We start from the raw sequence: 24,891 nt of genomic DNA on the forward strand, positions 1-24,891 counted from the left end.
GTCTAGCGGTCCTTCTCGCGCTCCACGTTCAGGGCTGCCTGGGCCGCCGCAAGACGGGCGATCGGCACGCGGTAGGGCGAGCAGGAGACATAATCCAGCCCGGCCTGTTCGCAGAAGGCGATCGACGACGGGTCGCCGCCATGTTCGCCGCAGATACCCAGCTTAACCTCGGGCCGGACCTTGCGCCCACGCTCGGCGGCGATCTCGATCAGGCCGCCGACGCCGTCCTGGTCCAGCCGCACGAAGGGATCGGTCTCGAAAATGCCCTTGTCCAGATAGGCCTGCAGGAACCGGCCGGAATCGTCACGCGAAATGCCGAACGTCGTCTGGGTCAGGTCGTTGGTGCCGAAGCTGAAGAACTGGGCGTATTCGGCCAGGTCCCCGGCGCGGATGGCGGCGCGCGGCAGTTCGATCATCGTGCCGACCAGATAGTCGATGCTCTGGCCCGTCTCCTCGAACACGGCCTTGGCCGTGCGGTCGGTCAGCTCGCGCAGATATTTCATCTCCAGGCCCAGGGCGACTAGCGGGTGCATGATCTCCGGCAGGGGCGCGGCGCCCGACTTCTGCTTGACCTCCAGCGCCGCCTCGATGATGGCGCGGACCTGCATCTCGTAGATTTCGGGATAGGCGACGCCCAGCCGGCAACCGCGGTGGCCCAGCATGGGGTTGGTCTCGTGCAGCTCCTTGGCGCGACGCTTCAGCTTCTCGGCGTCGATGCCGGACGAGGCGGCCAGGGCGTCGATGTCTTCCTCGGTGTGGGGGATGAACTCGTGCAGCGGCGGGTCCAGCAGGCGCACCGTCACCGGCAGACCGGCCATGATCTCGAACAGTTCGACGAAGTCCGACTTCTGGAACGGCGCGATCTTGGCCAGCGCCGCGCGACGGCCCTTCTCGTCGTCGGCCAGAATCATCTCGCGCACGGCGGCGATCCGGGTGTCGTCGAAGAACATGTGTTCGGTGCGGCACAGGCCGATGCCCTCGGCACCGAAGCCGCGCGCGGTCTTGGCGTCCAGCGGGGTCTCGGCGTTGGCGCGAACCTTCAGGCGGCGCACCTTGTCCGCCCAACCCATCAGGGTCTGGAAGTCGCCGGTCAGTTCCGGCTCAATCATCGGCACGGCGCCGTCCAGCACCTCGCCCTTGGAGCCGTCGATGGTGATGACCTCGCCGGCCTTGAAGGTGCGGCCGCGCGCGGTGAAGGTGCCCTTGGCCTCGTCGATGTGGATCTCGCCGGCGCCGGAGACGCAGGCCCGCCCCATGCCGCGCGCCACGACGGCGGCGTGGCTGGTCATGCCGCCGCGGGCGGTGACGATGCCGCGCGCCGCATGCATGCCGTGGATGTCTTCGGGGCTGGTCTCTTCGCGCACCAGGATGACCGCTTCGCCCAGACCCGACATCCGCTCGGCCTCGTCTGCGTCGAAGACGATCTTGCCCGTCGCGGCGCCGGGCGAGGCCGGCAGGCCGGCCGCGACCACGGTGCGCGCCGCATCGGGGTCCAGCGTCGGGTGCAGCAGCTGGTCCAGCGCCGACGGCTCGACCCGGCTGATGGCCTCTTCCTGAGAGATCACGCCCTCGGCGGCGAGGTCCACGGCGACCTTCAGCGCCGACTTGGCGGTGCGTTTGCCGTTGCGGGTCTGCAGCATCCACAGACGGCCCTGTTCGACCGTGAACTCGATGTCCTGCATGTCGCGGTAGTGGCTTTCCAGCTTGCCGACGACGTCGACGAACTGGGCGAACACCTCAGGCATGGCCTCTTCCATCGAGGGGGCGGTCTCGCCCATCTCCTCGCGGCCGATCTTGGTCAGGGACTGCGGCGTGCGGATGCCGGCGACCACGTCCTCGCCCTGGGCGTTGATCAGGAACTCGCCATACAGGCGCGCCTCGCCGGTCGAGGGGTTGCGGGTGAAGGCCACGCCGGTCGCCGAGGTCTCGCCCATATTGCCGAACACCATCGACTGGACGTTGACGGCCGTGCCCCAGCTTTCGGGGATGTCGTGCATGCGGCGATAGAATTTCGCCCGGTCGTTCATCCAGCTTTCGAACACGGCGCCCACGGCGCCCCACAGCTGGTCCTTGGGATCCTGCGGGAAGGCGTGACCCAGTTCGCGCTCGACCACGGCCTTGTAGTCGGCGACCACCTTCTCCCAATCGGCGGCGGTCAGGTCGGTATCGACCGTGACGCCCAGGCGATCCTTGTGCTGGTCCAGCACCTCTTCGAAATCGTCGTGGCTGAGGCCCAGCACGACGTTGGAATACATGGTGATGAAGCGGCGATAGCTGTCGAAGGCGAAGCGACGGTCGCCCGACAGCTTGGCCAAGCCTTCGACCGTCTGGTCGTTCAGGCCCAGGTTCAGCACAGTGTCCATCATGCCCGGCATGGACGCGCGCGCGCCGGACCGCACCGACACCAGCAACGGGTTTTCGACATCGCCGAAGGTCTTGCCGACCACGCCCTCGACCTTGGCCAGGGCGGCCTGGACCTGGGCGTCCAGATCGGCCGGATAGGTCTCGTTGTTGGCGTAATAGTGGGTGCAGACCTCGGTGGTGACGGTGAAGCCCGGGGGAACCGGCAGACCCAGCGACGACATTTCCGCCAGATTGGCGCCCTTGCCGCCGAGAAGGTTCTTCATCGACGCGTCGCCGTCGGCGGAGCCTCCGCCGAAGCCGTACACCCACTGAGTCATCATGCAGTCCCTGAGCTTTTCGGATCGTCCGGCGGGTTGGCCCCGCTCGCACATGCAGCATGATCTAGCGCGTGAGAGCGGCCTTGACCATTGCGGATGTAACAATGCGTGAGGGGGTGTGCGGTTTCCAGGCGACGTGCGCGCACAACCTTGACGTCATCGTCTCCTCCCCATGAAATGGAGAGGGGGACCGCGAAGCGGTGGAGGGGTTCTTGACGCACGAAGGCTCCGTTTCCCGCGCCCGCATCCTGCGCCGCGCCCTGACTCCGCCCGAAGCCCGACTGTGGGTCCACCTCCGCCGCCGCGCGCTGAATGGCCTCAAGTTCCGCCGTCAGCATCCGGCGGGCGTCTATGTGCTCGACTTCTATTGCGCCGAGGCGATGCTGGCCGTCGAGGTGGATGGCGAAAGCCACGAAGGCCGAGGCGAACACGACGCCCGACGCACGCGCTGGCTTGCGACCCAGGGCATTGCGGTCATCCGCGTCTCGGCCGAACAGGTGCGGGTGGACTTAGGTGACGTGCTCGATTTCATCGCCGACAGGGCGAGAGACCGAATCCGAGGCTAAGAGCCCCTCCACCGCTGCGCGGTCCCCCTCCCCACAAGTGGGGAGGAGACGATGCGGCGAAGTCCGGTCTCCTCCCCATTCCATGGGGAGGTGGCTCGGAGCGCAGCGGAGAGACGGAGGGGTTCTGCCCTACCCCGCGATCTGGCCGAAGTCGGCGACCTGGCCCATGACGTCGCGGACCTGGCCCAGCAGCTTAAGGCGGTTCTCGCGTTCGGCGGGGACGTCGGAGTTGACCAGAACGTCGTCGAAGAAGCGGTCCACGGGCGCGCGCAGGCGCGCCAGGGCCGTCATGGCGGCGGCGAAGTCCTCGGTCTCCAGTGCGGCCTCGACGGCGGTGCGGGCGGCGCCGACGGCGAAGGCGAGGGTGGTCTCGGCCTCGGGCTGATTGGGCAGGCCGGTCTGGACCATGCCGGTCGGCAGGGGGCCCTTCTTCTCCTCGGCGCGGAGGATGTTGGAGGCGCGCTTGTAACCGGCCAGCAGATTGGCCCCGTCGTCCGTGGCGAGGAAAGCGGCCAGCGCCTCCACCCGACGCACGATGCGGACGAGGTCGTCGTCTACTCTGCCCTCACTGTCTTTTGCGGCTTCAACGATCGCATCCACCAAGTCGTGGCGAGCGCCTCCATCTCGCAGCATGACTTTCAAACGATCAATGAAGAACCGGGAAAGTTCGATGCCAAGCATAGCTTGCGAAGCGATTGCCCGATCGGCGTCAATTGCGGCCAGGGCCGTTATAAACTGGGTTTCCAGAGGCAGCCTTGCGTCATTCTCCAACACCAACCGGATCACGCCCAGCGCCGCTCTCCGAAGCGCGAACGGATCCTTCGATCCCGTGGGCTTTTCGTCGATGGCGAAGAAGCCGACCAGGGTGTCCAGCTTGTCGGCCAGGGCGACGGCGACCGTGACCGGGGCAGTCGGGACCGTGTCGGCGGGGCCTTGCGGCTTGTAGTGATCGCGCACGGCGTCGGCGATCGCGTCGGAATGGCCGGCGAGGCGGGCGTAATAGCCGCCCATGATCCCCTGCAGTTCCGGGAACTCGCTGACCATGCCCGACAGCAGATCTGCCTTTGACAGGCGGGCGGCGGTGTCGGCCTCGTCGGCGTCGGCGCCGACCAGCGGCGCAATCTCACGCGCCAGGGCGGCGATGCGCTCGACGCGCTCGGCCAAGGTGCCCAGTTTGGCGTGGAAGGTGACGCCGGACAATTTGGCGTTCCAGGCGTCGAAGCCGACCTTCTGGTCCTCGTCCCAGAAGAAGCGCGCGTCGTTCAGGCGGGCGGACAGGACGCGGCTGTTGCCGGCGGCCAGGGCCTTGCCGCCGTCGATCGCCTCGACATTGGCGACGACCAGGAAGTTGGGAGCCAGGCCATCCTTGGACGGATCGCGGACAGCGAAATACTTCTGGTGGACCTTCATCGACAGGCGCACGACTTCCGGCGGCAGGGCCAGGAACTGCGGGTCCATGTCGCCCAGGATCGGGGTCGGCCATTCCGCCAGACCCGAAACCTCGTCCAGCAGACCGTCGTCATCGACCAGGGCGAGGCCGCGCGCGGCGCAGGCGGCCTTGGCCTGTTCCAGAATGCGCAGCTTGCGGTCGGCGACGTCCAGCAGGACGAAGTTCTTTTCCAGTTGGGTGCGGTAGTCGACGAAGTCGCTGACGCGCAGCAGCTCGCCGGAACCCAGGAAGCGGTGGCCCTCGGTGATCGCGTCGCTCTGAATCCCGTCGATCTCGAAAGGCACCACCTTGCCGTCGAACAGGCACAGGATGCGCTTGATTGGACGCACCCAGCGCAGCGTGCCGGACCCCCAGCGCATCGACTTGGGCCAGGGGAAGGTGCGGACGACCTGATCGACCGTCTCGGCGACCAGATCGGTCGTGGCGCGGCCCTTGGACGACAGGACGGCGAACAGGACGCCGTCGCGCTCGGTCAGTTGATCGCGCGTCAGGCCGGTCTTGCGCAGGAAGCCTTCCAGCGCCTGTTCCGGGGCCGAGGCGCGTGGGCCCTTGACCTCTTCCTCGCGGTCCGGCGTGGCCGTGGGCAAGCCGTCGATGACCAGCGTCAGGCGGCGCGGACCGGCATAGGTCGTCAGCGCCTCCCACGTCAGGCCGGCAGCCTTCAGCCGGTCGGAGACCATACGCTCCAGGTCGCGCGCGGCGCCCTGCTGCATCCGGGCGGGGATTTCTTCGGAAAAGATTTCGAGGAGAAGTTGGGGCATCAGGCGGTTTTCCGCTCTTGTTCGACATAGGCGAGGGCGCAGGCTTTACAGAGTTCGCGGATGCGGCCGATGTAGCTTTGGCGCTCCGCCACGGCGATGGCGCCGCGGGCGTCCATCAGGTTGAACAGGTGGCTGGCCTTCAGAACCTGATCGTAGGCGGGCAGGACCAGCGGCTGATCCTGCGGCCCGCGCATGTCTAGCAGGCGCTGAACTTCGCCCACCATGTCCTCGAACCGGCGCTTCAGCCCGTCCACGTCATAACCGTGGAAGTTGGCTTCCGACTGTTGCCGCTCGTTCTCCAGGAAGACCTCGCCATAGGTCAGGCCCTCCTTGGTGAACTTCAGATCATAGACGTTGTCCACGCCCTGGACGTACATGGCCAGACGCTCCAGCCCGTAGGTCAGTTCGCCCGACACCACGTCGACCTCGATGCCGCCGACGCCCTGGAAATAGGTGAACTGCGTCACCTCCATCCCATCGCACCAGACCTCCCAGCCCAGCCCCCAGGCGCCGACGGTGGGGTTCTCCCAGTCGTCCTCGACGAAGCGAATGTCGTGCAGTTTCGGATCGATGCCGATGGCCGCCAGCGACCCCAGATACAGCTCCTGAAGGTTGTCCGGGTTCGGCTTCAGGATGACCTGGTATTGGTAATAGTGTTGGAGGCGATTGGGGTTTTCACCATAGCGGCCGTCGCCCGGGCGGCGGCTGGGCTGGACATAGGCGGCCTTCCACGGCTTGGAGCCAAGCGCGCGCAGGACGGTGGCGGGATGCAGCGTGCCGGCCCCGACCTCGATGTCATAGGGTTGCAGAATGGCGCAGCCCTGCTCGCCCCAATAGCGGTGGAGCGTCAGGATCAGGTCCTGAAACGCGAGCGGCTCGGTCGAGGTGGTCAAATCGGGCTCGTGGGGAGGGGCTGTAAAAAAGACGGCGGACCATAGGGCCCGCCGCCTTCCGCTTCAACACGCTACCGAGCGAGCGCGTGGATGACCCTGATCAGTTCGGGGTCGGCTTGGCTTCGGCCGCACCGTCGGCGGCGGGATCAGCCGCATCGACCGGCGGCGTGGCCGGGGTGTCGACCTGACCATCGGTCGGGTTGACGACCGGCGACGAGGACGTGGTCGTCGTCATCGCGGCGGGTTGACCGTTCGGCGCCGTCGGGGCCGGGGTCGCTTCAGCAGCCGGGGTCGCCTCGGCGGCCGGAGCGGCAGCCTCGGCGGGCGCGGCGGCTTCTTCATCGCCCATGGCGGCCATGGAGTTCGCCGGGTTCAGGACCTTGTCGATCGGGAAGATGGCGCCGTTCGAGGCGTCCAGCTCGGCGCTGACCACGGTCGCGCCGTCAGCCTTGATGGCCGAACCCGTGCCGTCCAGCAGCACCTGGCTCTCGGCGGCCGTCTCTACGCCGCCCTTCTTGCCCATGATCTGGTCGGGCGTCACGTCGGCGACGATGACGTGATACAGCAGAAGCTGGCGCAGTTCGGCGGCGTTGGCCGGGTCCATCAGACGCGTACGCTCGGCCTCGGGAACGGCGGCGAAGGCGGCGTCGGTCGGGGCGAAGATCGAGATGGCCGGGCGGCTGGCCAGGGTGTCGGTCAGCTGGGCGGCGTCCAGCGCGGCCAGCAGGGTGGTGAACTGACCGCTGGCCTTCAGCTTGTCGACAACGGTGTCGCCGGCGACAGGCGTGGTCGCCTCTGCGGTCGTAGTCGTGGCGGTCTCAGCCGTCGGGGCCGGCGTCTGCGGCATGGCCGGCATGGCCGGATCGGTTTGCGGCATGGTCGCCGGGGCGGGCGTCGTCGTGGTCGCCGGGGCGGTCATGTCCTGGGCGAAAGCAGGGGCAGCCATCAGGCTGACGACGGCGGTGGCGGCAAGCAGTTTTGCACGAAGCATGGCGATTTCCTTTTTCCTGTTTGAGGATCGCCACGAGGGAGAAGGCGACCCGTTCCAGACATCGGAACTGCCGACTCAAATCAGAACGCCGTGATCTGGTTCCGAGATTTCGAAACAATGCGTAACGTTTGTGATGATCTGGGCGAGACCTGGGCGAAATCGCCGGTTTCGCAGCCTGACCGCCGGTATTCGGCCACAAAGCTTTAGCGTTGCTGTACGGACAGTTGCGTTGCTTTGACCCAGGCCCTGGGATGTGCGGCGGACAATGCGCGCGCAGCAGATTGGGCCGCGTCGTCGCTGGGGTACAAACCGAACACCGTCGCGCCTGAGCCGGACATGCGGGTCAGAGCGACCTGGTCCGTCACCGCAACCGCCGACAGGGCCGAGTCGATCGCCGGCGTCAGGGCCAGCGCGGGCGCTTCCAGATCGTTGCGCTGGTCCGACAGCCAGTCGATCACGGCGGCGACGGACCAGTCGTGTGGCGGCGAGGGCCTGTCGGCGGCCCGCACCGGCCCTGCGTCATAGGTTTGATAGACGGCGCCGGTCGGCGATGGGACGCCGGGATTGAACAGAACGGCCGGCAGCGGCGGCAGGCGGGGTTCGTCAGTCAGCACATCGCCCCTCCCCTCGGCCCAGGCCGTGCGCATCCGCAGACACATCGGCCCGTCCGCGCCGACGACGCCCGCGACCGTCTCAAGCGCGTGGTCGTCGAGATCGAGCGCAAGGACGTCGCGCGCCAGCTTCAGCGCCGCGCCCGCATCGGACGATCCGCCGCCCAGCCCCGCCGCGATGGGCAGGCGCTTGTCCAGCGTGACCTTCAGTTTCGGCTCTCCGATGCCGCAGGCCTCGCCCAGCTGACGCAGCGCGCGCAGGATCAGATTGTCGTCCGTCGCGCCCAGCCCGCCGCCGAAAGGCCCGTCGACAATCAGCGACAGGCGATCCGCCGGCTCGACCGACACGCGATCCCCGACATCGGCGAAGGCGACCAGGCTGGACAGCGGATGATAGCCGTCAGCATCCACCGCGCCGACGTGTAGGAACAGATTGATCTTGGCCGGCGCCAGGGCGGTCAGGGCAGGCATGACCTATTGCGTGACGCCCTGAGCGCTCGGCGCGCTGTCCAGCCCATTGGCGATCTTGCGTTCGACCTCGGCCCGACGTTCGGGTTCGGGCTCCAGCACCAGGACGCGGTTCCACAGCCAGACGGCTTCGCGTTGACGGCCGACCTTCCAGTAGGCGTCGCCGAGGTGATCGTTGATCTCGGCGTTGGACGGCTCCTTGTCGACAGCCTCTTCCAGAGTGTTGACGGCGGTTTCGTACTGGCCCTGTTTGAACTGCGCCCAGCCCAGCGAATCCTGGATGTTGCCGTTGTCGGGCTCCAACGCATGGGCGCGGGCGATCATCTCGGCGCCTTCCTGAACCCGCAGCCCCTTATCGACCCAAAGATAGCCGAGGTAGTTCAGCATATCGGCGTCGTTCGGCGCGGTCTGAAGCGCGGCCCACAGTTCGGCCTCGGCCTCGGGAACACGACCCAGCGCCTCATAGGCGGCGCCGCGCAGGAAGTGAACGCTGGCGCCCTGATCGGCGGTGTTCAGAAGCGGCCCGTCCAGCAACGCAAGCGCCTCGTCATGCTGTTTCAGCTGCATCAGCTGACCGGCCAAGACCAAGGCAATCTGCCGATCGTCGGGGCTGGCGGCGGCGGCGCGGCGCAGTTCGGTGAGCGCGTCCTGCGACTGGCCGTCTTCCTCCAGCGCCACGGCCAGCTGAGCGCGGGCGGCGGCGTAGAGCTGCGGATCGGCGGTTCCGACCCGCGACAGGGCGTTGCGGGCGGCGGATTTCAGACCGGCGCGGGAGAGCACTTGGGCCAGCTGATATTCCGTCTCGTCATCGTCGTGCAGGTTCTGGGCGAGGCGCAGATAGACGGCGGCGAACTCATTGCCGCGCTCGGCCGAAGCCTGGGCGGCGGCGGTGATCAGGCTCTGGGCGGCGCCTTCGCGGAAGTCGGGCAAGGCCGGCGGCCGGCCGCCGTCTTTCAGCCGTTGCAGCGCGCGGGCCACGCCCGGATCGACGGGTTGCACCGCCATGGCGGCTTCATACAGGGCGACGGCGTCGTCGCGGCGACCGCGCCGTTCCAGAAACTCGCCATAGGGGCGTTTGAACAGGGTGCCGACGCCGGCGACTTCCGAAGCGGTCTTCAACTCGACCTCGGCCTCGGCATAGTCGCGACGTTTTTCCAGCAGGGCGGCGCGATTGATCCGGGCGAAGGCCAGCGTAAGAGGATCGCCGGCGGTCGGGACCGGCTGAAGCGCCCGGCTCCAGTCGTCCGCCGCCGCCGCGATCCACGGCGCGACCAACAGGCCGGCGCGCGCGTGCGGCGCGCCGATGGGCCGACGGGCCAGTTCGGCGTTCGGCGTCCTGGCGTCGCCGCCTACGAAGTCCTGCACCAGACGCACCAGCCGCCCGCCCTCAACGAACGCCGGAGACGCCGTCGCATCGGTCGGGGCCAGGGCGGCCGCCACATCCAGATCGCCGGTCAGCAGGGCGGAGGTGAAGGCTTGTTCGCGCACGCGCGGCTGTTCCGGCGTCAGTCGTTCCGCCTGGGCCAGATAGTCCGAGCCGGTCGTCCCCTCGCCCTGCATCAGGGCCAGCTTGCCCGCCAGATACAGACCATAGGCGCTACGGCCCTCGGCATTCGTCGGGATCGGCGCCCAGACGGCCGGGATCGCCGGCGTCGCGGGCGTGTCGGTGATGATGATGTGAGGATCGGGCGCGGCCTCGGTCGGCGCCTGAGCCGGCGCCGTCTGGCCCGGCTCCGGGATGACGGCCGGCGGATGGGTGTCCGGCGTCGGGGCGGGCGGGGTCGTTTGCTGCGCCGAGGCATGGCCGGCAAGCGCCACGGCGAGGACGGTCAGGGAGGCGGCGAACAGGCGAGAACGGGAGGCGATCATGCCCGGACCCTTCACGCTTTTGCAGCGGCGGGCAAGGGCGGAACGCCGCCCCTGCCCCGTTCCGTCACATGTTCGGATAGTTGGGACCGCCGCCGCCCTCGGGCGTGGTCCAGACGATGTTCTGCGACGGATCCTTGATGTCGCAGGTTTTGCAGTGAACGCAGTTCTGGGCGTTGATGACGAAGCGGGGATCGGCCTTGGCCGCCTCGTCGCCATAGACCACCTCGTACACGCCCGCGGGGCAGTAAAGCCGCGCCGGCTCGCCGTATTTGGGCAGGTTGACCCGGATCGGGATCGACGGATCCAGCAGCTTCAGGTGGGCCGGCTGGTCCTCGGCGTGGTTGGTGTTGGAGATGAACACCGACGACAGCTTGTCGAACGACAGCTTGCCGTCCGGCTTCGGATAGGCGATCGCCTTGTGGTCGGCGGCCAGGCCGGTCGAGGCGGCGTCGGTCTTTTTGTGCTTCAGCGTCGGGATCGGCGACAGGCCGCCCAAGAGGGTGCGGCACCACATGTCGAACATGCCCAGCGCCCCGCCCAGCGTCGTGCCGAACTTGGACAGCAGGGGTTTGGCGTTACGGACGACCGACAGCTCCTTATAGACCCAGCTCTTTTCGAAGGCGGTCTGGTATTCGACCAGTTCGTCGCCCGCGCGCCCGGCCTGAACCGCCTCATAGGCGGCGTCGGCGGCCAGCATGCCGGTCTTCATGGCGTTGTGGCTGCCCTTGATGCGGGGCACGTTCACGAAGCCGGCCGAACAACCGATCAGCACGCCGCCGGGGAAGCTCAGCTTCGGGATCGACTGCAGGCCGCCCTCGGTGATGGCGCGCGCGCCGTAGGAGATGCGTGTTCCGCCCTCCAGGTGCTGAGCGATCTCGGGGTGGTGCTTGAAGCGCTGGAACTCGTCGAACGGCGACAGGAACGGGTTCTTGTAGTTCAGGTGAACCACATAGCCGACGGCCACGTAGCGATCGCCGAAGTGATACAGGAAGCTGCCGCCGCCGGTGTGTTCGTCCAGCGGCCAGCCGGTCGTGTGCTGGGCCAGGCCGGGCTGGTGCTTGTCGGCCGGCACCTGCCACAACTCTTTCAGGCCGATGCCGTATTTCTGGGGCGACTTGCCGTCCTGAAGCTTGTGCCTGGCGATGATGGTCTTGGCCAGGGAGCCGCGCACGCCCTCGGCGATGAAGACATATTTGCCGTGCAGTTCAATGCCGGGCTGGAAATCGCCGGTCGGCTTGCCCTCGCGGTCGATGCCGAAGACGCCGGCGACGACGCCCTTCACCTGACCCGTCTCTTCTTCCCAGACGACGTGGCTGGCGGCCATGCCGGGATAGACCTCGACGCCCAGGGCCTCGGCCTGCTCGCCCAGCCAGCGCGTGACGTTGCCCAACGAGGCGATGTAGCAGCCGTGATTGTGCATGAAGGGCGGCATCAGCGGCATCGGCAGCGACGCCGACCCCTGCGGGCCCAGCAGCAGGAACTTATCCTTCGTGACCGGCGTCTCCAGCGGCGCGCCGCGTTCCTTCCAGTCGGGGAACAGCTCGTTCAGCGCCTTGGGATCGATGACCGCGCCCGACAGGATATGACCGCCGACCTCGGCCGCCTTTTCCAGAACCGCGACGGTGATTTCCTTGCCATCCTTTTCCGCGCGCTGCTTCAGGCGGATGGCCGCCGACAGGCCCGCAGGCCCGCCGCCGACGATCACGACATCATATTCCATAATCTCGCGCTCGACGCCGTTCAGCGCCTCCAGCGGCGGCAGATTGTCGATGATGGCGTCCTGACGGGCGTTTTCCGCGCCGCCTTCGATGGCGTCTTCGGCCATGGTTTCCCCTGAATCCCGGTTATCTGTGTGGTTATGCCGCTTATCGGAAGGTGACGCGAGGGCGGTCAAGGCTTATCGGTGTTCCGAGACATGAACGCGCAACCCCATGACATCGCTGCAGTCGAAAGCTTGCTCGCCTTTTGGCGGGATGCGGGGGTCGACGCTTGCTATGGCGATGCGCCCGTCGATCACACCCATGTCGCCCCGCCGCCGGCCGTAAAGGCGGTGCAGAGGGCGACGGCCTCGGTCGTCATGCCCCTGGCCGGCGTCAACGCCGATGACGCCCTCGCCGACGCGCGGCGGCTGGCCGCTGGCGCCGCGACGCTTCAGGATCTGGCGGCGGCGGTCGCGGGGTTCGAGGGCTGTCCGCTGCGCGGCATGGGCGCGACGCAATCGGTGTTCGGACGCGGCAACCCCAACGCCTCGGTCCTGATCGTCGGCGAAGGTCCCGGCGCGGATGAGGACCGGGCGGGCCAGCCCTTCGTCGGCAAGGCCGGGCAGTTGCTGGACCGGATGCTGGCGGCGGCAGGCCTGACCGACAAGGTCTTCATCACCAACACCGTCTTCTGGCGCCCGCCCGGCAACCGCACCCCTAGCCCGCAGGAACAAGCGGTGTGCGCGCCCTTCGTCGAGCGCGCCTTCGCCCTGCTGAAGCCCAAGGCCGTGCTGCTGCTGGGCGCAGCCTCGGCCAAATCGGTGCTCGGCGCCGAAGAAGGCATCATGAAGCTGCGCGGCAACTGGAAGGAATGGCGCCTGCTGGAAGGGGCGGTGTCGGCGCCCGTCATGCCGACCCTGCATCCCGCCTTTTTGCTGCGTCAGCCACAAGCGAAACGACAGGTCTGGAGCGACCTGCTTTCGCTGGCCGTTCGCCTTGAAACGGACTCGGTTGAAGAACAAGGCTAATCGCGGCATGTTCGCATGCTGACGACCGATCGCCATACACGCGCCCGTAGCTTACGCGCGTCGCCAACGAGGGGGCCGCCGCTTATGTTTCTGTTCCGCCGCGCGATCCTCGCGTCGACGCTTGTCCTTGCGTTCTGCGCCGCCACGACGGCCGCGACCGCCGAGACGCCCTACGGGTCAACCGCCGAGGCCGGAGCCGGTTCCGGACGTCCCACCGCGCTGAGCTCGGCCGACAGAATCTCCTACACCACCGCCTTTGACGCCCTGCGACGCGGCGATATCGAGACGGCCCGCACGGCGGCTCGTCAGGCGCAGGACCGTGTGCTGCTGGGTCAGGTCGAGTTCGAAAGCCTGTTCCATCCTGATCATGTCGCCACCTATGAAGAGCTGACGGCCTGGCTTGAGACCTATTCGGATCTGCCGTGCGCAGACCGGGTCTATACGCTGGCGCTGCGTCGTCGCCCCGACGGCGCGCCCGAGCCGGTGCGTCCTGGCGGCGTGCTGGGCCGCACTTGGAACAGTCTGGTCAGCGCCGTGTCCGGCGACGGCGGCGTGACCGATCCGGCCAAGGCGGCGCGCGTCGCCTATAACAATGACGACCTGACCGGCGCCTCGGCCCTGGGGCGCCAGATCGGCGACTGGTGGACGGTCGGCCTGGCGGAATGGCGCCTGGGCCAGTTCCACGAATCCTTCGCCGCCTTCGAACGCGTCGCCAACGATCCAACCGAGGACGCCTGGGTCCGCGCCGGCGCCGCCTTCTGGACCGCGCGCGCCGCCGCCCAGTCCGGTCGCCAGGATCGCGTCACCGACTATCTGCGCCTGTCGGCCCAGTGGCCCGCCACCTTCTATGGCCAGATCGCCCTGCGTCAGCTCGGAGAAGAGCCGACGATCGAGAACATGGGCCCCCGCCCCTACGAAGCCGAGCCACGCCTGCGCCGCGCCGCCTATGTGCCCCAGAGCGCCGCCGTCGAACCGACCGCCCTGGAAGCCTTCGTCCAGGCCGACGCCCGCGCCAAACGCACCGTCGCCTTCTATGAGGTCGGGCGCAACGCCGACGCCGAGACCGAGCTGCGGTCCGGGCTGCGCACCGCCGTGGGCGATGCGGCCAAGATGTGGACGGCCCTGGCGCGCGCCATCCTGCCGGTCAACAACGGCGACGCCACCCGCATCGATGCGACCCGCTATCCGATGCCGGACCTGGCGCCCGAAGGCGGCTTCGTCATCGAGCGGGCGCTGGTCTATGCCCTGGCGCGCAAGGAGACCGACTTCAATCCGAACGCCCGTTCCAGCGTCGGCGCCTATGGGCTGATGCAAGTCATGCCGACGACGGCGGCCGAGATGACCGGCGATCGCACCTTCGTCTCGGACCCGACCAAGCTGCTGGTTCCGGCGGTCAACATGCGTTTGGGCCAGGCCTACATCAACAAGATGCTGGCGTTGCCGGCCTTCCAGGGCGATCTGCTGCGGGCCGTGGCCTCCTACAACGCAGGGCCGGGGCCGATGCTGGCGGCCGTCAGGAAGCTGGGCGCGGACGCCGATCCCCTGCTGCTGATCGAGACGATCGACGTGCCCCAGGCGCGTGACTACGTCGAAAAGGTCATGGCCAGCTATTGGATCTATCAGCGGCTGTTCGGCGGCCCGCTGAAGACCCTGGACGCCGTCGCATCGGGCGCGCGCGCCGTTCCGATGGCGCTGGATTACGTGGCTCCGCCGCCCCAGGCCGAGCCGGTCCTGATCGCCGAGACGACGCCCATCGCCGGCGCGCGCTGACCTTTTAGAAGACCGCGAACAACAGGCTGGCCCAAAACGCCGCCCCGACCAAGGCCGCAAGCCCATAGGCCATGACCGGATTCAGGCCGCGCGCAGCGGCTTGGGTCGGAGGGCTGGGCAGGATCGGGCTCGTCATGCCCTTAGAGATAACGGCGTCCACTTAACGCTGCGTCAGCCGGGATGGTTGTCGCGCGTTAAGCCCAGCGCGTCGGCTTCCCACTCCCGGAAGTGGGGATGGGCCAGCAAGGTCTCGGCATAGGCCCGGGCCGTGCCGTCGTCTCCATGCGCCGTAAGGTCCAGCTGGAAATGGCGGATGCGGGCGGCGACCGGCGTGAAGAAGGCGTCCGGCACGGACCAGTCGCCAAACAGATACGGCCCGCCCGCGCCAAACCGCTCACGCAGGCTCCGCCACAGTTCGACGATGCGGCGCAGATCCTTGGCGAGTCCGGGATCGTTCGGCGCGGATGCGCGACTGGGGCCGACCATCCAGTGATCCGGGCCGGTCGAACAGGCCGTGCGTAAGGCGGTGAAGCCGCCGTGCATCTCGCACGCCGCCGACCGCGCCAGCCAACGCGCATGGGCGTCTGACGGCCAGAGACGGGCTTGCGGATAGCGTTCGGCCGCCCAGACGGCGATGGCCATCGAATCCCAGATCACCTCGCCCTCGACCTTCAACACCGGGACAAGGCCGGACGGCGAATGCTCACGGATGCGCTGATCGGTGTCGGGCTGGTTCAGAGGCACGAGGATCTCCTCGAAGGCCGCGCCGCAATGTTTCAGCACCAGCCACGGCCGCAGCGACCACGTCGAATAGGCCTTGTCGCCGATCACCAGTTCCATCGCGCCTCTCCTGTCGCCGCCATCAATGGCTCGCCGCCAGTTTCAGCACAAACAGGCCCGATGCGACCAGGGCGACGCCCGCGATCCTGAGCGGCGTCAGCGGCTCGCCCAGAAAGACCGCGCCCACCACAAAGGCGCCGACTGCGCCAATGCCGGTCCAGATGGCATAGGCCGTGCCCAGCGGCAGGGTCTTCATCGCCAGCGACAGCAGACCGAACGAACCGATCATGAAGACGATCATCCCCACCGTCGGCCACGGTCGCATGAAGCCGGCCGACGCCTTCATCAGAAACGCCCAGACGACTTCCAGCAGGCCGGCGAAAAGAAGGAATACCCATGCCATGACATTCTCCCTGCATGGCGTCGGGTCGTCCCGGCGTTGGTCCCATGTGGGGGAGGTCGTCCTCCTGAAAGCGCGTTGAATCTGGAACAACGGCCGGCAAAGTCAACCGCGCCATCCCGCAAACCTTGACTCCGCGCCGCCCACGACCGACACGACCCGCCCATGATCACGCGCTACTCCCGCCCCGTCGCCGCCGCCATCTGGTCCCAGGAAACCAAGTACAAGATCTGGTTCGAGATCGAGGCCCACGCCGCCACGAAGATGGCCGAGCTGGGCGTGATCCCCAAGGAATCGGCCGACGCCATCTGGGCCAAGGGCAAGGATGCGACCTTCGACGCCGACCGCATCGACGAGATCGAACGCACCACCAAACACGACGTCATCGCCTTCCTGACGCACGTCGCCGAGATCGTCGGCGAGGAAGCGCGCTTCCTGCACCAGGGCATGACTTCCTCGGACGTGCTGGACACCTGTTTCGCGGTTCAGCTGGCGCGGTCTTCGGACCTGCTGATCGAGGGCGTCGACCGGGTTCTGGCCGCGCTGGAGACCCGCGCCAAGGAGCATAAATACACCCCGACCGTGGGCCGTTCGCACGGCATCCACGCCGAGCCCGTCACCTTCGGCCTGAAACTGGCCGGCTATCATGCCGAGTTCCAGCGCGCCAAACGCCGCCTGATCACCGCCAAGGAAGAGATAGCCACCTGCGCCATCTCGGGCGCCGTCGGCACCTTCGCCAATGTCGACCCGGCGGTCGAGCAATATGTCGCCGACCAGATGGGCCTGACCGTCGAGCCGGTCTCGACCCAGGTCATCCCGCGCGACCGACATGCCGCCTTCTTCGCCGCCCTGGGCGTCGTCGCCAGCTCGGTCGAACGTCTCGCCGTCGAGATCCGCCACCTGCAACGCACCGAAGTCCTCGAAGCCGAGGAGTTCTTCGACAAGGGTCAAAAGGGCTCGTCGGCCATGCCGCACAAGCGCAACCCGATCCTGACCGAGAACCTGACCGGCCTGGCCCGTCTGGTCCGTTCAGCCGTGACGCCCGCGATGGAGAACGTCGCCTTGTGGCATGAGCGCGACATCAGCCACTCCTCGGTCGAACGCGGCATCGGCCCGGACGCCACCATCCACCTGGACTTCGCCCTGCACCGGCTGGCCAATGTGGTCGAGCGGCTGAACGTCTACCCAGAGAACATGCAGAAGAACATCGACCGCCTGGGCGGTCTGGTGCACTCGCAGCGGGTGATGCTGGCCCTGACCCAGGCCGGCGTGTCGCGCGAAGACGCCTATGCCGCCGTTCAGGAGAACGCCATGAAGGTCTGGCGCGGCGAAGGCGCTTTCCTGGATTTCCTGAAGGCCGACGACCGCGTCACCCTGCCCGCCGACCAGCTCGAGGCCCTGTTCGACCTCGGCTATCACACCAAGAACGTGGACGTGGTGTTCAAGCGGGTGTTCAATGAGGCATGATCGCCGCGCTGCTCGCTCTGTTCATTCAGGCCAACACGCCTGAAATCAGCGACATCGGCTGGTCGGTGTATGCACCTACCGCTCTGCTGTCTGATGACGCACGGGCTGAAGTCTGCCTGCGGCGTCATAAGGGTTCGCGCTCGATCAAGACAGACATGCGATGCGTGGTGAGTGCGGGCAGGCAGTTGGGCGGCTGCGACTTAACTGACGACCGTCATATGAGCGTGCGCGATCTGGAAACCCTGCGCTGTATCGCCCAAACACAATCTGCTCCATCCGCATCTTCAGTCGGCAGGACGATGGTCGTGACAATCACGGTCAATGCGCGTTGAACAGGGTGATCCGGCTCAATCCCCGGCTCGATCCCCGCGACTATGCGGCGGCCTATGCGCGCGACGGCATGGTGCAGGTGACCGATCTGCTGGATGAGGCGAGCGCCGAATGGCTGGAGCTTGCGCTCGAACACGACACCAGTTGGCATCTGTCCTTGAAGACCCCTGAAGGCGGCAAGCTGCTGTCGCCGCAGGAGATGCAGGCCATGGGCCGCGATGCGATCGGGGCCCAGATACAGCGCGCGCTGGCGGAGGGTCGCAACGGCTTCTCCTTCATCTATCTGGCCTATCCGATCATCACGACCTTGCTGACCGGCAAGGACGAAGGCCATGCGACGCACGCCCTGGTGCAGTTTTTCAACGACACGCCCTTCACCACATTCGCCAAAGCCGTGACCGGCGAAGCGAGCGTGACCAAGATCGACGCGCAAGCCACTTGGTTCCGGCCCGGCGACTTCCTGACCCAGCACGACGACACAGGCGTCGGCGAGCGGCGGGCGGCCTATACGCTGGGGCTGTCGCGCGATTGGCGGTCGGATTGGGGCGGCCAGTTGCTGTTTCACGACACTAACGGCGATATCGAGCGCGGCTTCAAGCCGGGTTTCAACGTCTGGACGGTGTTCAAAACACCCCGCCAGCACTCCGTCGCGCCGGTCGCCGCCTACGCCGGCGGCAAGCGCCGCTCGATCACCGGCTGGCTGCGCGACGACCCGCCGGTCAAGTGACGGACCCTACGGGCGATCGAAGGCTGGGGTTCGGACCCGTCGTCGATACGGAAACCCGGTTGCTGATCCTGGGCAGCTTGCCCGGCGACGCCTCGTTGAAGGCGGCGCAGTACTACGCCCATCCGCGCAACGCCTTTTGGCCCATGATCGGCGGTGTGTTGGGCGAGGACTTGGCGGGACAACCTTATGAGAAGCGCATCGAACGCTTGAAGGCGCGCGGCGTGGGACTGTGGGATGTGATTGCGTCGGCGGAGCGGTCGGGCAGTCTCGATGCGGCGATCCGCTCGCCGGAGGCCGCTGATCTGCGCGGACTGATCGGCAGCTTGCCCCGACTGAGGGCGGTCGCCTTCAACGGAAAGCTGGCGGCCAAGCTGGGACGGCGCATTATCGGCGACGTCGCAGGGGTTGGCCTTATCGACCTGCCTTCATCCAGCCCAGCTCATGCGATTCCACTGGCAGGCAAGGCGAACATCTGGAATTCGTTGACTGATCTGATCGAACGATAGGTCTCTTGCTGCAAAGCAGCATAGAACTGCGAGTGAAAACTCAATGGTGAAGCTGCGATGTCTTGTCGCGCGGCATGCATCCATTGTGCGGTGTCGCGCGTAACGTTCCCGTTACCGCCTTGAGAGCGGCCCAAAGGGAACGAAACACATGACCAAACTTCGCAATCTTATGCTCGTCGCCGTGTCCGGCGGCGCGGTGATGGCGCTCGGCGCCTGCGGCAACAACGAGCCGGCCGCCACGACGCCGGCGGAATCGACCGCCATGGCCCCGGCCGACGGCGCCGCCATGGCCCCCGCGACTGGCCCGATGGTGGGCGGCGCGGCCATGAGCCCGAACGAGACGATCGTCGCCAACGCCTCCAAGGCCTCCAACCTGACAACCCTGGTCGCCGCCGTGAAGGCCGCCGGCCTTGTCGACACCCTGCAGGGCGCGGGTCCGTTCACGGTCTTCGCCCCTGACAATGCCGCATTCGAGAAGATCCCCGAGGCGACGCGCACCAGCCTGATGCAGCCGGCGATGAAGGCTGATCTGACCAAGATCCTGACCTACCACGTGGTCGCCGGTCGTCTGACGGCCGCCGATATCGCAGCCCAGGCCGAGGCCAACGGCGGCACCGCCACGCTGAAGACGGTTCAGGGTGAAGAACTGAAGGTTTCGGCCGGCCCGAACAACACCTGGGTCATCACCGACGCCAAGGGCGGCAAGTCCACGATCACCCAGGCCGACGTGGGCCAATCGAACGGCGTCGTCCACGTCGTCGACACGGTTCTGATGCCGTAAAAAATATTTGGTTTCGGGCGGCGACGCCTGAAACCAAATCTCGGCCCTGGTGTTCTTCAGGGGCGCGAGACGCACAGTACGCCGGGTGAGACATCCCCCCAACGTCCCCGGCAAGAAGAAAGGGCCGCACTTTCCCCCGGGTGCGGCCCTTTCGAATTCTCAGATCAGTCCAAAGACCGAGGCGATTACTCGCCGGCGCGGATCTGCTCGCGGGCGATCGAGGCCAGTTCGTCGATCTTGGAGCGAATCTCGCCCTCCGACACCGATAGGCCCGAGGCCTTGAAGTCGCCGGCGACCTTGCGGAACACGTCCTCGTCTCCCGGCTGTTCGAAATCGGCACGCACCACGGCGGCGGCGTACTGGTCCGCGCTTTCGCTCGACAGGCCCATCTTTTCCGCAGCCCAAAGGCCCAGCATCCGGTTGCGCCGGGCGATGGCCTTGAACTCCTGCTCCTGATCGAGGGCGTATTTGGCTTCGAAGGCCTTTTCCCGATCGTCGAAGGTCGTCATTTCGCTCAGCAAAGCTCCGTCCACCCCGCTAACGTCGGGGCAAGCGCCGTCTATAGACCGCCCGCCCGCGAACGCAACCTGACTTCCGTCGCATGGACATCCTGTCCCCAATGATTGCTGCGCCGGCCATCCTCATTTGTATCGAGGGCCGCCTTCGGCTAAGGAGACCCCGAACGAGATTGACTGCCCGAACGATTCCGAAACGCGCCGCCAGGACCGGGTCTTCCCCCTCCACATATGGCCGCGCGATTTTTGTTTCTGGAGGGCGCCCGTAAGCCGGGACCGGACCATGAACAGCAAGCGCAAGAAGATCTACGAAGGCAAGGCCAAGATCCTGTACGAAGGACCCGAGCCCGGCACCCTGATCCAGTATTTCAAGGACGACGCTACCGCCTTCAACGCGCAGAAGAAGGCCGTTCTCGAAGGCAAGGGCGTGGTGAACAACCAGATCAGCGAGTTCATCATGTCGCGCCTGAATGGCATCGGCGTGACCAACCACTTCATCAAGCGCCTGAACCTGCGCGAGCAGCTGATCCGCGAAGTCGAGATCATTCCGCTCGAGGTCGTGTGCCGCAACATCGTCGCCGGCTCGATGAGCCAGCGCCTGGGCATCGAGGAAGGCACGCCCCTGCCCCGCTCGATCATCGAGTTCTATTACAAGAAGGATGAGCTCAACGACCCGATGGTCACCGAAGAGCACATCACCGCCTTCAACTGGGCCTCGACCCAGGAGTTGGACGACATGCTGGCGATGACGGTGCGGGTGAACGACTATCTTTCCGGCATGTTCAGCGCCGTCGGCATCACCCTGGTCGACTTCAAGATCGAGTTCGGCCGGGTGTGGGAAAACGACTTCAGCCGCGTCCTGCTGGCCGACGAGATCAGCCCCGACAGCTGCCGCCTGTGGGACGCCTCGACCGGCGAGAAACTGGACAAGGACCGCTTTCGCCGCGACCTGGGCAATGTGATTGAAAGCTATACCGAAGTCGCGCGTCGCCTGGGCATCATGAAGGGCATGCCGACGGTGATCCAGGGAGGACTGCACTGATGGCCCCAACCGCTTCAAGCAAGGTCAAGGTTCACGTCTTCCTCAAGCCCGGCGTCCTGGACGTTCAGGGCAAGGCCGTCGAAGGCGCGTTGCAGGGTCTGGGTTGGTCGGGCGTCTCCAACGCCCGCGTCGGCAAGCTGATCGAGTTCGACCTCGCCGGCGCCGAAGACCCGCAAGGCGAAGCCAAGAAGATGTGCGAGCAGCTGCTCGCCAACACGGTGATCGAAAGCTACCGCATCGAGGCGGCGTAAAGCCTGCTGTCTCCTCTCCCATGTCGCGGGAAGGAGACGGTTGCATCCTTCGGCATCGACGCCAGTTTAGCAGACGGCTTGATTGACGGAGCGCCCATGACCTTCACCCTTACCTCCACCGATATCCAGGACGGCGGCGTGCTGCCGGACGCCCAGGTTCATGCCAAGGGCAACACCTCGCCGCAGCTCTCCTGGTCCGGCGCGCCGGAAGGGACCAAGAGCTATGCGATCACCTGCTATGATCCCGATGCGCCGACCGGCTCGGGTTTCTGGCATTGGACGGTGGCCAATATTCCCGCGGATGTGACCGAGTTACCGGCCGGCGCCGGCTCGGCAGGCGGGCATCTGCCCCACAGCGCCATCCAGGGGCGCACCGATTATGGTCAGCCCGGTTTCGGCGGCGCCGCACCGCCTCCCGGCCATGGTCCGCACCGCTACATCTTCACCGTCTTCGCCGTTGATGTTGAGAGCCTGGACGTCACCGCCGACAACTCCGGCGCCGTGTTCGGCTTCAACCTGCACTTCCACACCCTGGCCAAGGCGTCGATCACGGCGACCTACGAAAACAAAGCGTGATCGGCGCCGGGCGGTGTCGCCCTTGTGGCGTCATGAACGCTGATTAGTTTGCAGTGCAACATGACCGACGCCGCCCTCGACACTTCCCTTCCCGTCCGCTCGCGCGGGGCGGTGGCCCTCGTGCTGATCGCCTTGGCCATGGGCGGGTTCGCGATCGGCGTGACCGAGTTCGCAGCCATGAGCATCTTGCCGGACTTCGCCGCCGGGCTTGGCGTCGATGCGCCGACCGCCGGCCATGTCATCAGCGCCTATGCCGCCGGCGTCGTGGTCGGCGCGCCGATCCTGGCGGTCCTAGGCGCACGTTACCCACGCTGGCTGCTGTTGATCGCCTTCATGGCCCTGTTCGCCATCGGCAATGTGGCCAGCGCCCTGGCCCCGACCTACCATTGGATGCTGGTCTTTCGCTTCCTCAGCGGCTTGCCGCACGGGGCCTATTTCGGCGTGGCGGCCCTGGTCGCGGCCTCCATCGTGCCGCTACATTTTCGCACGCGCGCAGTCTCGACCATCCTGATGGGGCTGACGGTCGGGACCGTTTTGGGCGTGCCCGTCGTCAACATCATCAGCCATGCCCACGGCTGGCGCTGGACCTTCGCCATCGTCGGCGTGCTGGCGGTTCTGACCATGGCGCTGGTCGCCCTATTCGCTCCGCGCGATCCGGCCCACCCCGACGCCAGCCCCTGGCGCGAGCTGGGCGCCCTGAAGCGCAGTCAGGTCTGGCTGACGCTGGGCGTGGGCGCCATTGGCTTTGGCGGCATGTTCGCGGTCTACGCCTATCTCGCCTCGACGCTTGAGGCGGTGACGGGCGCCGGCCCCGACGTCCTGCCCTGGGTCTTCGCCGTGTTCGGGGTCGGCATGTTCCTGGGCAATATCCTGGGGGCCTGGGCGGCGGATCACCTGGGGTTCAAGGCGGCGGGCGGCCTGTTGCTCTGGAGCGCAGCGGCGCTGGCGCTTTATCCGCTCGCGGCGCCTCACCTGTGGGCCGTGATGGTCGTGGTCTTCCTGATCGGCGGCGGAGGCGGCCTGGGTTCGATCCTCCAGACGCGGCTGATGGACGTCGCCGGCGACGCCCAGACCCTGGCGGCGGCGCTCAACCATTCGGCGTTCAACACGGCCAACGCCATCGGCCCGCTGCTGGGCGGGATGGCGATCGCGGCGGGCTATGGCTGGGCCTCGACCGGCTGGGTCGGCATGGGCCTGTCCCTGGGCGGCTTTGTCATCTTCCTGATCGCCTGGCTGACCGGTCGGGCGCGCGCGACGGCCTGACAAGGCGAAAGAACCCTGCTAAAGGCCCGCGCCATGAGCGCAGCCGTCATCGTCTTCCCCGGTTCCAACTGTGATCGCGACTGCAAGGTCGCCGTCGAACGCTCCACCGGCGAGCCGGTCTCCATGGTGTGGCACGCCGAGACCGAACTGCCCCAGGGCCTGGACCTGATCGTCATTCCCGGCGGCTTCTCCTACGGCGACTATCTGCGCTGCGGCGCCATGGCGGCCCAGTCGCCGGTGATGCAGGCGGTCAAGAAGGCCGCGGACGACGGCGTCGCCGTGGTCGGCATCTGCAACGGCTTCCAGATCCTGTGCGAGGCCGGAATGCTGCCCGGCGCCCTGCTGCGCAACAAGGGTCTGAAATACGTCTGCAAGCCCATCGCATTGACTGTCGCCAACGGCCAGACCCGCTTCACCGCCGGCTATCAGGGCCAGCGCGAAGTGACGATGACCCAGGGCAACGGCGACGGAAACTTCTTCGCCGACGCCGAGACCCTGGCCCGGATCGAGGGCGAGGGTCAGGTCGTCTTCCGCTACGTCGACAACCCGAACGGCTCGGTCAACGATATCGCCGGCATCCAGAACGCGCGCGGCAACGTCCTCGGCATGATGCCCCATCCGGATCGCGCCTTTGAAGCCGAACTGGGCTCCGCCGACGGCGCGACGCTTTTCCAAAGCATCTACGCCGCCGCTTGATCAGTCGGCGTCGTCGACGCCCTGAACGGCCAGGCTTTCGTCCAAGTCGTCAGCCTCAGTCGATAGGCCGTCTTCAGAACCTTCGTCCTCGTCCGGCGTAACCACGCCGCCCGGTTCGCGCTGGGCGGCCAGTTCGCGGGCGCCGACGCCGAGGCCTTGTTCGATAGCGCGGTTGGCGGCGACTTCGTCTTCGAGCGAGGGCTGGGTGTTGTTGGTATCGGCCATGATGGGCTCCTAAGTGTGGATTGCATCTGACAACCACGCGGTCGGGCCGATTGTTCCTAACGACCGAAAAACGGCTCCAGGCTGGCGCGCGACAGCGGGTGGAAGATCAGGAACTGACCGTCCAACGTCACCGTGACCTCGTGCGCCTGAGGGCGCTGCAGCAGGGCCGGGTCGTCGAGCGACACGGCGCGGCCTGAGGCGATATCGCGCGCATCCAGCGCCGGCGTTGTCGGCCGTCGGTTTTCGTTGGCGAGCGCCGAAAGGAAACCCCGCACTTCATTGGCCTGCTGCTGGGGCGTCAGGGCCGCGCGAACGCGTGACCAGGCAGTCTGGATTGAGGTCGGCAGAGGCGCTCCGCTTGTCTGGGCGGACGCCTGGCCCGCTGCCACGATTATCGCGATCAACAGAGCCGGCAGGGAGGCTTTGAGCGTCATGCCGGGCAGGATGAAGCCGCCGGCGGCCAATGCAAGCTTCACTTTTCTGCCGGTCGCGGTGAACCTTCTGGCGTGGCGAGGCGTAAAGGCGGGAACACGCGTCGCACTGG

At 66.8% G+C, this 24,891-nt stretch carries 26 protein-coding genes; 13 read left to right on the plus strand and 13 right to left on the minus strand.

All coding sequences use genetic code 11. The features are described 5' to 3' along the window. Positions 1–2: 2 nt before the first annotated feature. On the minus strand, positions 3–2,684 hold the full coding sequence (ppdK, locus tag ASF81_RS05295) for a pyruvate, phosphate dikinase (protein ID WP_156363160.1): 2,682 nt from the start codon (positions 2,682–2,684) through the stop codon (positions 3–5). Between the two features lie 209 nt (positions 2,685–2,893). Here ppdK and ASF81_RS05300 point away from each other — a divergent pair, with 209 nt between their 5' ends. Continuing rightward, positions 2,894–3,247, plus strand: a complete 354-nt coding sequence (locus ASF81_RS05300; protein ID WP_055806903.1) for an endonuclease domain-containing protein — start codon at positions 2,894–2,896, stop codon at positions 3,245–3,247. A gap of 129 nt (positions 3,248–3,376) precedes the next feature. Here the strand turns inward: ASF81_RS05300 and glyS are convergent, their stop codons facing one another. The 6 genes from glyS to ASF81_RS05330 all read right to left on the minus strand — a co-directional run bounded on the left by glyS (position 3,377) and on the right by ASF81_RS05330 (position 12,010). Then, positions 3,377–5,458 (minus strand): glycine--tRNA ligase subunit beta, encoded by a 2,082-nt coding sequence (gene glyS, locus ASF81_RS05305; protein ID WP_055805921.1) that lies wholly within the window; start codon positions 5,456–5,458, stop codon positions 3,377–3,379. Then, positions 5,458–6,351 (minus strand): glycine--tRNA ligase subunit alpha, encoded by an 894-nt coding sequence (locus ASF81_RS05310; RefSeq protein ID WP_055805924.1) that lies wholly within the window; start codon positions 6,349–6,351, stop codon positions 5,458–5,460. The genes glyS and ASF81_RS05310 overlap by 1 nt, the downstream gene beginning before the upstream one ends. 100 nt (positions 6,352–6,451) lie before the next feature. Further along, complete coding sequence (locus ASF81_RS05315) at positions 6,452–7,342, minus strand: fasciclin domain-containing protein (protein ID WP_055805929.1); 891 nt, start codon at positions 7,340–7,342, stop codon at positions 6,452–6,454. Between the two features lie 203 nt (positions 7,343–7,545). Next, the gene (locus ASF81_RS05320) at positions 7,546–8,424 is read right to left on the minus strand and encodes a 4-(cytidine 5'-diphospho)-2-C-methyl-D-erythritol kinase (RefSeq protein WP_055805932.1); all 879 of its coding nucleotides are present in this window, start codon (positions 8,422–8,424) and stop codon (positions 7,546–7,548) included. Between the two features lie 3 nt (positions 8,425–8,427). Next, a complete protein-coding gene (locus ASF81_RS05325) occupies positions 8,428–10,290 on the minus strand; it encodes a tetratricopeptide repeat protein (protein WP_055805936.1) in 1,863 nt (620 codons plus the stop codon). A 64-nt stretch (positions 10,291–10,354) separates the two neighbouring features. Then, on the minus strand, positions 10,355–12,010 hold the full coding sequence (locus ASF81_RS05330) for an electron transfer flavoprotein-ubiquinone oxidoreductase (protein WP_156363179.1): 1,656 nt from the start codon (positions 12,008–12,010) through the stop codon (positions 10,355–10,357). A 195-nt stretch (positions 12,011–12,205) separates the two neighbouring features. Here ASF81_RS05330 and ASF81_RS05335 point away from each other — a divergent pair, with 195 nt between their 5' ends. After that, positions 12,206–13,018 carry a uracil-DNA glycosylase family protein gene (locus ASF81_RS05335; protein WP_055805943.1) on the plus strand — a complete coding sequence of 271 codons (813 nt, stop codon included), beginning with the start codon at positions 12,206–12,208 and terminating at the stop codon, positions 13,016–13,018. A gap of 84 nt (positions 13,019–13,102) precedes the next feature. Next, positions 13,103–14,788: a lytic transglycosylase domain-containing protein gene (locus ASF81_RS05340; RefSeq protein WP_055805946.1), complete on the plus strand. Its 1,686-nt coding sequence runs from the start codon at positions 13,103–13,105 to the stop codon at positions 14,786–14,788. Positions 14,789–14,792: 4 nt separating this feature from the next. Here the strand turns inward: ASF81_RS05340 and ASF81_RS15540 are convergent, their stop codons facing one another. The 3 genes from ASF81_RS15540 to ASF81_RS05350 are packed head-to-tail and all read right to left on the minus strand — an operon-like array spanning position 14,793 to position 15,971. Then, positions 14,793–14,924 (minus strand): hypothetical protein, encoded by a 132-nt coding sequence (locus ASF81_RS15540; protein WP_255353863.1) that lies wholly within the window; start codon positions 14,922–14,924, stop codon positions 14,793–14,795. A gap of 35 nt (positions 14,925–14,959) precedes the next feature. After that, a complete protein-coding gene (locus tag ASF81_RS05345) occupies positions 14,960–15,628 on the minus strand; it encodes a glutathione S-transferase family protein (protein WP_055805951.1) in 669 nt (222 codons plus the stop codon). 22 nt (positions 15,629–15,650) lie between these two features. Then, a complete protein-coding gene (locus tag ASF81_RS05350; protein WP_055805954.1) occupies positions 15,651–15,971 on the minus strand; it encodes a multidrug efflux SMR transporter in 321 nt (106 codons plus the stop codon). Positions 15,972–16,133: 162 nt separating this feature from the next. On the opposite strand from ASF81_RS05350, the gene purB reads away from it, so the two are divergent. The 5 genes from purB to ASF81_RS05375 all read left to right on the plus strand — a co-directional run bounded on the left by purB (position 16,134) and on the right by ASF81_RS05375 (position 19,779). Then, entirely contained in the window at positions 16,134–17,435 is a 1,302-nt protein-coding gene (gene purB, locus ASF81_RS05355; RefSeq protein ID WP_055805957.1) for an adenylosuccinate lyase, read from the plus strand. Next, positions 17,432–17,767 carry a hypothetical protein gene (locus tag ASF81_RS05360; RefSeq protein ID WP_055805961.1) on the plus strand — a complete coding sequence of 112 codons (336 nt, stop codon included), beginning with the start codon at positions 17,432–17,434 and terminating at the stop codon, positions 17,765–17,767. Before purB ends, ASF81_RS05360 begins: the two co-directional genes overlap by 4 nt. A 5-nt stretch (positions 17,768–17,772) precedes the next feature. Further along, complete coding sequence (locus ASF81_RS05365) at positions 17,773–18,492, plus strand: 2OG-Fe(II) oxygenase family protein (RefSeq protein WP_235559260.1); 720 nt, start codon at positions 17,773–17,775, stop codon at positions 18,490–18,492. Then, a complete protein-coding gene (locus ASF81_RS05370; protein ID WP_082503463.1) occupies positions 18,489–18,998 on the plus strand; it encodes a DNA-deoxyinosine glycosylase in 510 nt (169 codons plus the stop codon). The genes ASF81_RS05365 and ASF81_RS05370 overlap by 4 nt, the downstream gene beginning before the upstream one ends. A gap of 148 nt (positions 18,999–19,146) precedes the next feature. Next, a complete protein-coding gene (locus ASF81_RS05375; RefSeq protein WP_055805972.1) occupies positions 19,147–19,779 on the plus strand; it encodes a fasciclin domain-containing protein in 633 nt (210 codons plus the stop codon). Positions 19,780–19,964: 185 nt separating this feature from the next. Here the strand turns inward: ASF81_RS05375 and ASF81_RS05380 are convergent, their stop codons facing one another. Then, on the minus strand, positions 19,965–20,288 hold the full coding sequence (locus ASF81_RS05380) for a DUF1476 domain-containing protein (protein ID WP_039244540.1): 324 nt from the start codon (positions 20,286–20,288) through the stop codon (positions 19,965–19,967). Between the two features lie 289 nt (positions 20,289–20,577). Here ASF81_RS05380 and purC point away from each other — a divergent pair, with 289 nt between their 5' ends. The 5 genes from purC (at position 20,578) to purQ (ending at position 24,122) form a co-directional block, all read left to right on the plus strand. After that, entirely contained in the window at positions 20,578–21,336 is a 759-nt protein-coding gene (gene purC / locus ASF81_RS05385; protein ID WP_055752965.1) for a phosphoribosylaminoimidazolesuccinocarboxamide synthase, read from the plus strand. Next, the gene (gene purS, locus ASF81_RS05390; RefSeq protein ID WP_055805975.1) at positions 21,336–21,587 is read left to right on the plus strand and encodes a phosphoribosylformylglycinamidine synthase subunit PurS; all 252 of its coding nucleotides are present in this window, start codon (positions 21,336–21,338) and stop codon (positions 21,585–21,587) included. The genes purC and purS overlap by 1 nt, the downstream gene beginning before the upstream one ends. 96 nt (positions 21,588–21,683) lie before the next feature. Continuing rightward, complete coding sequence (locus ASF81_RS05395; RefSeq protein WP_055805979.1) at positions 21,684–22,163, plus strand: YbhB/YbcL family Raf kinase inhibitor-like protein; 480 nt, start codon at positions 21,684–21,686, stop codon at positions 22,161–22,163. Positions 22,164–22,223: 60 nt separating this feature from the next. Next, complete coding sequence (locus tag ASF81_RS05400; RefSeq protein ID WP_055805983.1) at positions 22,224–23,426, plus strand: MFS transporter; 1,203 nt, start codon at positions 22,224–22,226, stop codon at positions 23,424–23,426. Between the two features lie 33 nt (positions 23,427–23,459). Then, the gene (gene purQ, locus ASF81_RS05405) at positions 23,460–24,122 is read left to right on the plus strand and encodes a phosphoribosylformylglycinamidine synthase subunit PurQ (protein ID WP_017504766.1); all 663 of its coding nucleotides are present in this window, start codon (positions 23,460–23,462) and stop codon (positions 24,120–24,122) included. Here the strand turns inward: purQ and ASF81_RS05410 are convergent, their stop codons facing one another. After that, complete coding sequence (locus ASF81_RS05410; protein WP_055805986.1) at positions 24,123–24,347, minus strand: hypothetical protein; 225 nt, start codon at positions 24,345–24,347, stop codon at positions 24,123–24,125. 56 nt (positions 24,348–24,403) lie between these two features. Beyond that, entirely contained in the window at positions 24,404–24,823 is a 420-nt protein-coding gene (locus ASF81_RS05415) for a hypothetical protein (protein WP_200932890.1), read from the minus strand. Positions 24,824–24,891 lie beyond the last annotated feature (68 nt).

This window comes from Brevundimonas sp. Leaf168, from assembly GCF_001423685.1.
In the GTDB taxonomy this organism is placed as follows: domain Bacteria; phylum Pseudomonadota; class Alphaproteobacteria; order Caulobacterales; family Caulobacteraceae; genus Brevundimonas; species Brevundimonas vesicularis_C.